At 73.1% G+C, this 12,187-nt stretch carries 9 protein-coding genes; 8 read left to right on the plus strand and 1 reads right to left on the minus strand.

From position 1 onward, the window contains the following. Positions 1–11: 11 nt before the first annotated feature. The gene (locus V5O46_RS03655; protein ID WP_332882923.1) at positions 12–833 is read right to left on the minus strand and encodes a DeoR/GlpR family DNA-binding transcription regulator; all 822 of its coding nucleotides are present in this window, start codon (positions 831–833) and stop codon (positions 12–14) included. Positions 834–1,178: 345 nt separating this feature from the next. Between V5O46_RS03655 and V5O46_RS03660 the strand changes: the two genes are divergently transcribed. The 8 genes from V5O46_RS03660 (at position 1,179) to V5O46_RS03695 (ending at position 11,992) form a co-directional block, all read left to right on the plus strand. Then, positions 1,179–2,246 (plus strand): ABC transporter substrate-binding protein, encoded by a 1,068-nt coding sequence (locus tag V5O46_RS03660; protein WP_332882924.1) that lies wholly within the window; start codon positions 1,179–1,181, stop codon positions 2,244–2,246. Between the two features lie 105 nt (positions 2,247–2,351). Beyond that, the gene (locus tag V5O46_RS03665; protein WP_332882925.1) at positions 2,352–3,188 is read left to right on the plus strand and encodes an ATP-binding cassette domain-containing protein; all 837 of its coding nucleotides are present in this window, start codon (positions 2,352–2,354) and stop codon (positions 3,186–3,188) included. Beyond that, positions 3,185–4,438, plus strand: a complete 1,254-nt coding sequence (locus V5O46_RS03670) for a sugar ABC transporter permease (protein WP_332882926.1) — start codon at positions 3,185–3,187, stop codon at positions 4,436–4,438. The genes V5O46_RS03665 and V5O46_RS03670 overlap by 4 nt, the downstream gene beginning before the upstream one ends. A 229-nt stretch (positions 4,439–4,667) precedes the next feature. Continuing rightward, entirely contained in the window at positions 4,668–6,209 is a 1,542-nt protein-coding gene (locus V5O46_RS03675; protein WP_332882927.1) for an FGGY-family carbohydrate kinase, read from the plus strand. Beyond that, complete coding sequence (locus tag V5O46_RS03680) at positions 6,202–7,695, plus strand: FGGY-family carbohydrate kinase (protein WP_332882928.1); 1,494 nt, start codon at positions 6,202–6,204, stop codon at positions 7,693–7,695. The genes V5O46_RS03675 and V5O46_RS03680 overlap by 8 nt, the downstream gene beginning before the upstream one ends. Then, positions 7,692–8,351: a histidine phosphatase family protein gene (locus tag V5O46_RS03685; RefSeq protein ID WP_332882929.1), complete on the plus strand. Its 660-nt coding sequence runs from the start codon at positions 7,692–7,694 to the stop codon at positions 8,349–8,351. Before V5O46_RS03680 ends, V5O46_RS03685 begins: the two co-directional genes overlap by 4 nt. After that, the gene (locus V5O46_RS03690) at positions 8,348–9,418 is read left to right on the plus strand and encodes a 2-hydroxyacid dehydrogenase (RefSeq protein ID WP_332882930.1); all 1,071 of its coding nucleotides are present in this window, start codon (positions 8,348–8,350) and stop codon (positions 9,416–9,418) included. The genes V5O46_RS03685 and V5O46_RS03690 overlap by 4 nt, the downstream gene beginning before the upstream one ends. A gap of 93 nt (positions 9,419–9,511) precedes the next feature. Further along, positions 9,512–11,992 (plus strand): SpoIIE family protein phosphatase, encoded by a 2,481-nt coding sequence (locus tag V5O46_RS03695; RefSeq protein ID WP_332882931.1) that lies wholly within the window; start codon positions 9,512–9,514, stop codon positions 11,990–11,992. Positions 11,993–12,187: the final 195 nt, after the last annotated feature.

Below are 12,187 nucleotides of genomic sequence, written 5' to 3' on the forward strand. Positions count from 1 at the left end.
GCGCGTGGACGCTATCCGCGGCCCACCGGGGCGATGCGGACCCGGGCGCCCCCCTCCCGCAGCGTCGCGATCTCCTCGTCGTCGACGCCCGCGTCGGTGACGATCTGGTCGAAGGCGTCGAGGGACGCGAGCAGATAGGGGGCGCGGCGGCCGAACTTGGCGTGGTCGACCAGCAGGACCGAGCGTTCGGCGCACTCCATGAAGGTCCGCTTGACCTCGATGGTCGCTTCGGACCTGTGGTAACAGGCGCCGGCGCTGACCGCGGTGGTGGACATGAACAGCAGGTCCGCCCGCAGGTGCCGGATGGCCTGTGCGGTCTGGTAGCCGAAGCACGCCTCCTGGAGGGGGAAGTAGCGGCCGCCGAGTGCGACCACGTCGATGCCCTTGACGGCGCCCAGGGCCCGTACGAGAGGGAAGAAGTTGGTCACCACCGTGAGCGGCGCCGCCGCGGCCAGGTGGGGCTGCAGTGCGAGAGCCGTGGTGCTCTCGTCGACGAAGACGGTCTGCCCGCGGTGGAGCGATTCGGCGGCGACGGCGGCGATGGCCTCCTTCTCCGCGTTGAGCGCCGCCGTGCGTTCGCGTACGCCCGCCTGCTGAAGGGCGGAGGGGTTGGCCGTCGCACCGCCCCGGACCTTGGTGAGCCATCCCTCCTCGGCCAGGGCGTCCAGGTCGCGGTGCACCGTCATCACGCTGACCTGGAGCACCCGGGCGAGGTCGTCGATCCGTGTGAAGCCCTGCCGGAGCACCTCATGACGTATCACTTCACGCCGCTCGCTCAGGCCGAGACCGGACCGGTCGTTGCCCTCCACCTCGACGGGCCTTTTGTCATCCATGCACCTCAAGGTACCTGTCGCCGCGCGCATCGAGGACGCGAAGCGGTGAAGTGGATTGCGAAGATGTAACAGAAAACCCCATCAGGCTTGTCAGATTTAACATCTCTGGAGTTAGATTTCACGCAACCCGCAGGGCGGAGCCGTCGAACACCGGACCCTCCCGAGGCAGTCGGTCCCTCCGCTCCACGAACGCGTCAGGAACCGGTCCAGCCATGCGGGCTCCTCATCCACCAGGTCCGGGCCGACGGCACCGCTCCCGCGCGTCCCGCACACCGCGGCCCCGCATCCCGCGAGCCGCGTCCCGGCCACGCCTCAGCCGCTCCGGCGGCGGCGAAGGAGAATCCGATGTTCAAGCACCACGCCCTGAAGGCGGCCACCGGTGTGACGGCGCTCGCCGCTCTCACCGCCCTCACCGCGTGCGGCAGCGGCACGGCGAGCTCCGGCCCGGAGAAGATGAAGATCGCCTTCCTGATGCCGGACATCGCCTCCACCCGCTACGAGCTCTTCGACAAGCCGCTGTTCGAGGCGAAGCTGGCCTCCCTCTGCGCGGAGTGCGAGGTGGTGTACGCCAACGCGAAGGCCGACCCCGCGACCCAGCAGAGACAGGCCGACTCCGCGCTCGCCCAGGGCGTCAAGGCTCTGGTGGTCGACCCGGTCGACTCGGCCGCCGCGGTCACCATCGTCAGCAGGGCCCAGGCGCAGGACGTGCCCGTCATCGCCTACGACCGTCCCATCCCCGGCGGCAGGGCCGACTACTACGTCTCGTTCGACAACGAGAAGATCGGCCGGACCATCGCGCAGTCCCTCGTGGACCACCTGAAGAAGACCGGCGCCAAGGGCGGCCTGCTCCAGGTGAACGGCTCCCCCACCGACGCCGCGGCGGGCCTCATCAAGAAGGGCATCCACAAGGCCGTCGACCCGAGCGGGCTGGAGCTGCTCGACGAGTACGACACCCCCGGCTGGGACCCCACCAAGGCACAGAACTGGGTCAGCTCCAAGATCACGCAGCACAAGGGCGGGATCGCGGGCGTGGTCGCGGCCAACGACGGCACGGCGGGCGGCACGATCGCCGCCTTCAAGGCCGCGGGCGTCGCCACGGTGCCGCCCGTCACCGGCAACGACGCCGAGCTCGCCGCCGCACAGCGCATCGTTGCGGGCGAGCAGTACAACACCATCTCCAAGCCCATCAAGACCGTGGCAGAGGCCGCCGCGGAGATCGCCCACCAGTTCGCGCAGGGCAAGACCCCCGCCGCGGAGTCGTCTCTCTTCGGCACCCCCGCTCGGCTGTTCGAGCCGACGGTGGTCACCATCGACAACCTCGCCGCCACCTTGATCGAGAACGGGCCCTTCGAGGTGTCCGAGGTCTGCACGCCCGCCTACGCCGCGGCCTGCCGCGAGGCCGGCATCAACTAGCCACCCGTCATCCCCTCACCCGAGGGTTCCGCCAGTCACCCAGGGGTTCCGCCGGGCCGCTCCCCGGAGCGGGCCGGCGGCCCCAGACCCAAGCGAGGCAGGCTCATGCCCACATCCTCAGCCGCCGGGAGCGGGGGCGTCCCGGCGCCCGTGCTGTCCCTGCGCGGGATCAGCAAGACCTTCGGCGCGGTCGCCGCCCTCACCGGCATCGACCTCGACGTCCACGCCGGCGAGATCGTGGCGCTGGTCGGGGACAACGGGGCCGGCAAGTCCACCCTGGTGAAGGTGCTGGCCGGCGTCCACGCACCGGACGCAGGCGGCACCATCTCCTTCCAGGGGCACCCGGTCGCCCTTCCCAACCCGAGTGCCGCCCAGAGACTGGGCATCGCCACCGTCTACCAGGACCTCGCGCTGTGCGAGAACCTCAACGTCATCCAGAACCTCTTCCTCGGCCGGGAGGTGCGCCCCCACCGGCTCGCCGAGGTCGCGATGGAGACCCGGTCGTGGGAGCTCCTGGGGCAGCTCTCCGCGAAGATTCCCAGCCTCCACACCCCGGTCGCCTCGCTGTCGGGGGGCCAGCGCCAGACCATCGCGATCGCGCGGTCCCTCCTGGGCGACCCCGAGGTGATCATTCTCGACGAGCCCACCGCGGCCCTCGGCGTCGCCCAGACCGCCGAGGTCCTCAACCTGATCGAGCGCCTCCGCGAGCGCGGCCTCGGCGTGATCATGATCAGCCACAACATGTCCGACGTCAAAGCGGTCGCGGACCGGGTGGCGGTGCTGCGTCTCGGCCGCAACAACGGCTTCTTCGACGTGCGTTCCGTGACCGCGGAGGAAGTGGTCGCGGCGATCACCGGAGCCACCGACAACGCCGTGGCCCGCAGGGCCGCGAACCGCTCCGCCGCCCTGGCCCCCGCCCGCACCGGAGAGGTGACCCCATGAGCAACACCACGACCGACGTGCGGCCCGTCGCCGTCGACCTGCGTGACGAACGCCTGCGCGTCCACACCGGGGTCCGGGGAACCGCCCGCGGACTCGCCGACCGCTTCCGCTCCGGAGACCTGGGCGTCTTCCCCGTGGTCGCCGGACTGATCGTCATCTGGACGGTGCTCCACACGGCCAACCCCACCTTCCTCTCCAGCGCCAACCTGGGCAACCTCGCCATGGAGAGCGTGCCCGTCGGCGTCATGGCCCTGGGCGTGGTCTGCGTCCTGCTGGTGGGCCAGATCGACCTCTCCGTGGGCTCGGTCAGCGGCCTGGCCGCCGCCGCGATGGCGGTCATGTTCGTCAACCAGGGCCTGCCGTGGCCGGTGGCCGTGCTCGCCGCACTCACCGCCGGAGCGCTGATCGGCTGGTTCTACGCGCAGGTGTACAACAGGCTCGGGGTGCCCACCTTCGTGATCACCCTGGCCGGGCTGCTCGGCTTCCTCGGCATCCAGCTCGGCATCCTGGGCGAGCGCGGTTCGATCAACATCCCCTTCGACTCCGCCCTGGTCCACTTCGCGCAGACGGCCTACGTCCCCGCGTGGCTGTCCTACCTGCTGGCCCTGGGCGCGGCGGCGGGCTACCTCGCCAGCGGCCTCGCCCGGGCCCGGGAGCGCACCCTGGCGGGCCTGTCCGCCCGGCCGCTGCGGCTGATCGCCCTCCGGTCGGGTGCCCTGCTGGCACTGCTGGAGTGCGGAGTCTGGTACCTGAACCGCGCCAGGGGCATCGGCTGGATGTACGTCGCCTTCGCCGCCCTCGTGATCACCGCCCACTACATCCTCACCCGCACCCGGTGGGGCCGGGCCCTGTACGCCGTCGGCGGCAACGCCGAGGCGGCGCGCCGGGCCGGCATCAACGTCCGGAGGGTGTACACGGGCGCCCTGGTCACCTGCACCACCCTGGCCGCGCTCGGCGGGGTGCTCGCCGCCGCCCGCCTGGCCTCGGCGAACCAGAGCAGCGGCGGGGGCGACGTGAACCTCAACGCCATCGCCGCCGCGGTCATCGGCGGCGCGAGTCTCTTCGGCGGCAGGGGAACGGCCTTCTCGGCCCTTCTCGGCATCACGGTCATCCAGTCCATCTCCAGTGGTCTGACACTGCTCAGCCTCAACTCCGCCTACCGCTTCGCCGTCACCGGAGCCGTCCTGCTCCTCGCGGTGGCACTGGACTCGGTCGCCCGGCGGTCGCGGGTCTCGCACGGGCGCGGGTGAGGGGGCCGGCCCCGCCCTCCCCACCGCGTGGCAACGGCCGCACGGAGGCACGCCCTCCGGCCCCCGGCAGGCCCGCCCGGGCCCGACCGGACCGCCACCCGCCGAACGCCCGTCCGGCACGTCAAGCTGGAGGGGTGGGAAGCACACCTGCCCACCGGAGACGCCGGGCCGCACCGCGGTCCACGCGTCCCCCTCACTCAGCGGTGCGCTGAGACAAGGAGCCATCCCGATGTCCGTGCTTGCGGTAGACGTCGGCACATCCATGATCAAGACCGTTGTCCTGGACGACGAGGGCAACGAGGTGGCCGTCGCACGCCAGGCCACCTCCGTCTCCCGTCCGCGCCACGGCTGGGCCGAACAGGACATGACCGCGGTGTGGGAAGCCGTTGCGGCCACCATCCGGTCCGCCCGGCGCCATGCCGCGGACGGCGTGCGGTTCATCGCCTTCACGGCACAGGGCGACGGCTGCTGGCTCGTCGACCGCGACGGCGCCCCGACCGGGCCCGCGATCCTGTGGTCGGACGGGCGCGCCGCTCCGGTCGTCGAGAGCTGGCGGGCCTCCGGAGTGCTGGAGGAGGCCTTCCGCCTCACGGGGTCGCTGACGTTCCCGGGCCTCCCCAACGCCGTCCTCGCCTGGCTGGCCGAACACGACCCGGACCGGCTGGCGCGCTCGTCCGCCTCCCTGTACTGCGGAGGCTGGCTGTTCCTGCGCCTCACCGGCCTGACGGCCGTCGACGAGTCGGACGCCTCGGCCCCCTTCCTCGACCCCCGAACCCGGCGCTACTCCCCCGGGATCCGCTCGCTGTTCGGTCTGGACTGGGCGGAGCGGCTGCTGCCGCCGGTCCGGGACGACGGCCACCGGGTCGGGGAGCTCACCGGCCGGGCCGCCGCGGAGCTGGGGCTGCCGGCCGGGCTGCCCGTGGTGATGGCCCCGTACGACGTCGTCTCGACGGCGATCGGCGTCGGCGCCACCACGCCGGGCCAGGCCTGCACGATCCTCGGCACCACCCTGTGCACCGAAGTGGTGCGGGAGGGACCGGACACCGGGGGCACGCCGTCGGGGCTGACCATCGCCGTCGGCTCCGCCGGACACGCACTGCGTGCCTTCCCCACCCTCGCGGGAACCGAGGTCATCGCCTGGGCCGTGCGGACCCTGGGCCTGAGCACACCGGCCGAACTCGGCGAACTCGCCGTCCAGAGCCCGCCCGGCGCCCGCGGCCTGGTCTTCCTCCCGTACCTCTCCCCGGCCGGGGAACGGGCGCCCTTCCTCGACCCGCGGGCCCGCGGCACGTTCTGGGGGATGAGCCTGGACCACCAGTCCTGCGACATCGCCCGAGCGGTCCTCGAAGGACTCACCATGGTGATCCGCGACTGTCTGACCGCCTCCGGCGCCGCGACCGGCGAACTGCGCCTCTGCGGCGGTGGCGCGGCCAGCGACGCCTGGTGCGGGCTCATCGCCGACGTCACCGGGCTGCGCACCGTGCGGTCGACGGACAGCGAGGTCGGCGCCAAGGGCGCCTTCCTGAGCGGCCTGGTGAGCCTCGGCGAGGAACCCGACCTCGCCACCGCCGCCCGCAGGTACGTGCGGATCCGGACGGCCGACGAACCGGATGCGGAGCGGAGCGGCTTCTACAAGTCCCTCTTCGACACGTTCCTCGCCCTACGCGGCCCGTCCGCCGAGGGCTGGCAGCTTCTCGCCGACTCCCCGCGGGGCCCGGGCGCGGCGCCCCGCCCGGCCGGCCCGGACTCCCTCGGAGACCCGCATGGCTGAGCCGAACGCGCGACCCGAGGTATGGCTGGGCATCGACCTGGGCACCCAGAGCGTCCGTGTGCTCGCCGTCGACGCCGCAGGCGCAACGCACGGCTCCGGCGCCGGGCGACTGCGGAGCCACCGGAACGGCCCCCGGCACGAACAGGACCCCGAGCACTGGTGGAGCGCCGTGCGCACGGCGTGCCGCCAGGCGCTCGACGGGGTCCCCGGTGCCTCGGTGCGCGGTGTCGCCGTGTGCGCGACCTCGGGCACGATCCTGCTCGCCGACCGCACCGGGCGCCCCCTCACGCCGGGCCTGATGTACGACGACTCCCGCGCGGTCGAGGAGGCCCCCCGGGCCGCCGAGGCGGGTGCCGACCTGTGGGAACGGCTCGGTCACCGGCCGCAGCCCTCCTGGGCACTGCCGAAGCTGCTCTGGCTGCTCGGCCACCACCCCCGCCTCCCCGCCGGAGCCCGACTCCTCCACCAGGCCGACTACATCGGGGCTCGGCTCACCGGCGGCCCGGTGGCCACGGACTCCAGCCACGCTCTCAAGACGGGCTACGACCTGGAGCACGAGGCCTGGCCCACCGCGCTCCTCGAGGACCTGCGGATCCCCGCGGGGCTGCTGCCGAAGGCCGTACGACCCGGCACAGCGCTCGGCGCCGTGTGCGCGGAGGCCGCCGAGAGCACCGGCATCCCCGAAGGCACCCCGCTGGTCGCCGGCATGACCGACGGCTGCGCGGCCCAGATCAGTGCCGGTGCCCTGGAGCCCGGCGCCTGGAACTCCGTGCTGGGGACCACGCTCGTCCTCAAGGGCGTGACCGCCCGGCGACTGCGCGACCCCCTGGGCGTCGTGTACTCGCACCGCGCCCCGGACGGGAACTGGCTGCCGGGCGGGGCCTCCAGCACCGGTGCCGGAGTCCTCTCCCGCGCCTTCCCCGGAAGGAACCTGGCGACGCTGGACGCCAGGGCCCAGCGGTACGAGCCGTCCAGCCTGGTGACCTATCCACTCGCGTCCAGGGGAGAGCGCTTCCCCTTCCTCGCCCCGGAGGCCGAGGGCTTCACCCTGGGTGCCCGGCACCGCGCCCCGGAGGCCGACTACCACGCCTCGCTGCTGCAGGGCGTCGCGTTCGTCGAGCGTCTCTGCTTCGACTACCTCGGACTGCTCGGCGCCCCCCTGGACGGACCGGTGACCCTCACCGGCGGCGGGGCCCGCAGCCGCTACTGGTGCCAGCTGCGCGCCGACGTCCTCGCCCGGCCCCTCGGGCTGCCGGACAACGCCGAGGCCGCGCTCGGCATGGCCGTCCTCGCCCGCGCGGGTACCAGCACCCCCCTCAGCACCACCGCCCGCGACATGGTGCGGCTGCGCGCCGTGGTCGAACCGCGGCCCGAGCGCACGCGGCGCCTGCTGGAGAGCCATCTCGAGCTGGTCGACGCACTGGAAGAGCGCGGCTGGCTGCCCACCGCCGTCGCCCGGCACGCACGAAGGAGAGCCCACCTGTGACCGATCTCGTACTCGTCCGCCACGCGGAGACGATCTGGCACGCCGAGAACCGCTACACGGGCCGCAGCGACATCCCGCTCACCCCGCGCGGACGCGAACAGGCCGAGCAGCTCGCCGCGTGGACCAAGCACGCACGGCCGGACGCCCTGTGGGTCTCGCCGCTGCTGCGGGCCCGCGACACGGCCCGGCCGGTCGCCGAGGCCACCGGGCTGGAGCCGCGGGAGGACCCCCGCCTGCGGGAGATCGACTTCGGGCGGGGCGAGGGACTCACCACCGCCGACATGCAGGACGTGTTCCCCGAGCGGCTCGCCGCCTTCCACACCGACCCGTCGCTCCACCACCTGCCGGACGGCGAGCGCCCCGCCGACGCGGTGGAACGGGGCATGGCATGCCTGCGGGAGATCCACCGCCTCCACCCGGACGGCAGGGTCCTGATCGTCGGCCACAGCACCCTGAACCGCCTGCTCCTCTGCCGTCTGACGGGAGTCCCGCTGTCGGAGTACCGGCGCCTGTTCCCCCTCATGCGCAACTGCGCCATCACCGAACTGCGCTTCCACGGCACGGACAGGGCGGCGCTGCTGCAGTTCAACACCCCCGCCGAGGCGTTCGGCGACTTCCCGGCCCCGGACGCCGGACCCGAGGAGGAGACCCCGTGACCGTCAGGATTCTCGCCGCAGGCGACCACTTCGTCCACAGCGGCCTGCTCGCCGACGCGCTGCGCGCCGAGCACGACGGGCCCCGCGGGGAACTGGAGATCCGCGAACTGCACCTGCCCTGGCCCCTCGAACCGTTCGGCGACGTCGCCGAGGTGCACGAGGCCTCGGGCACGGAGGAACAGCTCATCGAGGCCCTGCAGGGCGCACGGGTCTGTGTGACCCAGATGGCGCCGCTCACCCGCCGGGTCCTGGAGGCCTGCCCCGACCTCGAGCTGTTCGCCGTGGGCCGCGGCGGACCGGTCAACGCCAGCCTGAAGGCCGCCACGGAACACGGTGTCGCGGTGACGTTCGCCCCGGGCCGCAACGCCACCGCGACGGCCGAGCACACCGTCGCCCTGCTGCTGGCCGCGCTGCGCCGCATCCCCCACACCCACCAGGAACTGGCCCGCAGCGTGTGGCGCGGCGACTACTACCAGTACGACGAGGTCGGCATGGAGCTGGCGGGCACCACCGTGGGGCTCGTCGGCTACGGCGCCATCGGACACCGCGTCGCCCGCATCCTCGGCGGATTCGGCGCCGACGTCCTCGTCCACGACCCGTACCTGCTTCCCACCGGGGCGCCCGAGGTGCGGAACGTGAGCCTGGACGAGCTGCTGGCGCGGTCCCGGGTGCTGTCCCTGCACGCCCGGCTGACGGCGGAGAACCGCGGCATGATCGGCGCGGAGCAGATCGCGGCCATGGCTCCCGGCTCCGTGATCGTCAACTGCGCGCGGGGCGGGCTGCTGGACTACGACGCGGTCTGCGACGCCCTCGACCGAGGACACCTCTTCGCCGCCGCCTTCGACGTCTTCCCGGAGGAACCCCTCCCGCCGGGTTCACGGCTGCTGCGCACCCCCGGCATCGTGATGACACCCCACCTCGCGGGCGCCAGCAAGCAGACCGCCCACCAGGCGGCCCGGATCTGCGCCGCGGAGACGATCCGGCACCTGCGGGGCGAACCGCCCGCGCACTGCGCCAACCCGGAGGTACTCGCCGGCCGCGGCCGGCCGGCGGCCCGGACACCGTGACGGGACCGCGCCGGCGGGAGTGCCCTGCTCCCGCCGGGGCGGTTCGCGTGCCGGAGGGCGCGGTGCCACGATGGTGGTGAGCGGGAGCGGCCCGTGCCCGGGAGGCTCAGCGTGGACGTCGACGCCACCGCAGGCCACGGCGTGCCCGGCGACGGCACGCGGGTCGGTCCTGTCGACGCGGTGGTCTTCGACATCGGGGGCTCGATCTACGACGACGAGCGCTTCGTCGAAGCGCTCTACCGCGCGGTCCACGAACTGGCGGGCGAGTTCGACGAGAGCGCGTTCTGGTCGCTGTACGAGGCCGAGCGCGGGCGCGGGGCCGGCCTGCGCACGGCGTTCGCCCGCAGATTCCTCCGGGACCGCGACATCGGTCTGCTGCGCGCCCACATCGCCAGGCACTGGGCCTATCCCGTCGAGTCGCTCTATCCCGACGTGGCACCGGTGCTCTGGGAACTGGCCGACGACTACCGACTCGGCATCCTCTCCAACTCACCGCCCCAGGTGCGGGACGCCCTGCGACGCGACGGCCTGGCCCCGCTGTTCGGCGCCGTCGTCCTCGGCGGGGTCGACTCCGCCGAGAAGCCCGCCGCGGCGGCCTTCCGCACCGTACTCGACAGGCTCGGGGTCCCGGCCGAGCGGGCCGTGCACGTCGGCAACCGGCTCGACACCGATGTCCGAGGAGCAGCCCGAGCGGGGCTTCGCACCGTGTGGATGCTGCGCGGGGAGGCGCCACCGGCCCCCGACGGGGACAACCTGAAGGAAGCCGACGCCGTCATCACGTCGCTGACCGGCCTGCCGGTCGCGCTCTCCCGCCTGGCCGGCGGCTCGCCGCCCCCGCATGCGCGTCGGGCCTCCGCCTCCGCCCTCGACATCACCGGTCAGTACCGCACCCGGCAGCGGCTCGCGGTCATGAACACCGCGAGTGTCCGTCTGGGCACCTCCCTGGACGTGTCCGAGACCGCGCGTGAGCTGACCGAGGTGGCCATCGGCCACTTCTCCGACTTCGCCGCCGTCGATCTCTTCGAGGACGTGCTGCGGTCGGGCGTCTCCCCGGCCCGGCACGGCGAGCCGCCGCTGCTGCGCGTCGCGCAGAGCTCCGTCCTGGAGGGCTGCCCCGAGTCCGCGGTGCGGCCCGGTCAGCCGTGCCGCTACCACCCGATGTCGCCCATGGCGCGCGCCCTGCAGGCCGACGCCCCGTCGGCGCACTGGGCCGACGACCGGGATGTCCGGCGCTGGGTCGGCAGCGATTCCCGCTACGCGGCGATCCTGGGGCACCACCGCGTCCACTCCCTCATCACGGCACCGCTCATCGCCCGCGGAACGCTCCTCGGCGTCGTCCACTGCATGCGCCATCGCACCCCCGACGTGTTCGACACCGACGACATCCTGCTCGCACGGGAGATCACCACCCGGGCCGCGCTCGCCGTCGACAACGCCCGCCGCTACGCGCGCGAACGCAGAACGTCCCTGGCCCTGCAGCACAGCCTGCTCCCGCGCCACCGTGTACGGCTCTCGGCGGCGGACGTCGCCACCCGCTACGTTCCGGCCGAGTCGAGCGCGGGCGTCGGAGGCGACTGGTTCGACGTCATCCCCCTCTCGGGGGCACGCGTGGGGCTGATGGTGGGAGACGTCGTGGGGCACGGCATCCAGGCTTCCGCGACCATGGGCCGGCTGCGCACGGCCGCGCTGACCCTGGCGGACATCGACATCCCCCCGGACGAACTGCTGACCCATCTCGACGACCTCGTTCTCCGCCTCGACGAGGAGGAGGACGCCACCGGCCACGGGACACCGGCACAGCACACCCCGGTCGCCGGGGCCACCTGCCTCTACGCGGTGTACGACCCGGTGTCCCGGTACTGCACCCTGGCCCGCGCCGGGCATCCCGTGCCGGCCGTCGTCCTCCCGGACGGCACGGTGCGCTTCCCGGACCTGCCGAGCGGTCCGCCGCTGGGCGTCGGCGGGCTACCCTTCGAGAGTCACACCGTCGAGCTGCCCCGAGGCAGCGTTGTCGCGTTCTTCACCGACGGAATTCCGTGCTCCGGAGGCCGAGACCTCGACGACGGACTGCGGCTGCTCGGCGACCTGCTCACCGGTCCCGTGACCTCACTCGAAGGCCTTTGCGACAGAGTGCTGCACGGCCTCTCGCCGGGAGAGCAGCAGGACGACGCGGTCCTCCTCCTGGCACGCACCCGGGCACTCCCCCCTTCCCGCATCGCCACCTGGGACGTCGCGGCCGATCCCGCCGAAGTGGCGCGGGTCCGGCACCTCGTCACCGAGCAGCTGACGGCATGGGGGCTTCAGGAGCTGACGTTCACCACGGAACTCGTGGCCAGCGAGCTGGTCACCAACGCGATCCGCTACGCCCGCCCCCCGCTTGCGCTGCGCCTGATCCGCGACTCCGTGCTCATGTGCGAGGTGTCCGACGCGAGCAGCACCACACCGCACATGAAACGGTCCCGTGCGTTCGACGAGGGCGGACGCGGACTTCTCCTGGTCGCCCAGCTCACCCGGCGCTGGGGCACGCGGTACGCCCCCGGCGGCAAGACGGTCTGGGCCGAGCAGGACACGTGAGGGAGACACGCCCCGGGAGGACAGTACGTGCGGCTCGGCCAACCGGCGGGGCCGCCCCTGGGAAGGGGCAGCCACCGACCGGTGACCTCCGGAGATCCGCGTGACCGTGCCGGAGACATCGACGTAGGTTTCCGAGATCTGACTGAGCGTGTGTCCGGGAGGCGCCGCGGCCTGCCCGGTGCCCGCGTCGGCCGT

Source organism: Streptomyces poriticola (genome assembly GCF_036689765.1).
GTDB lineage: Bacteria > Actinomycetota > Actinomycetes > Streptomycetales > Streptomycetaceae > Streptomyces > Streptomyces poriticola.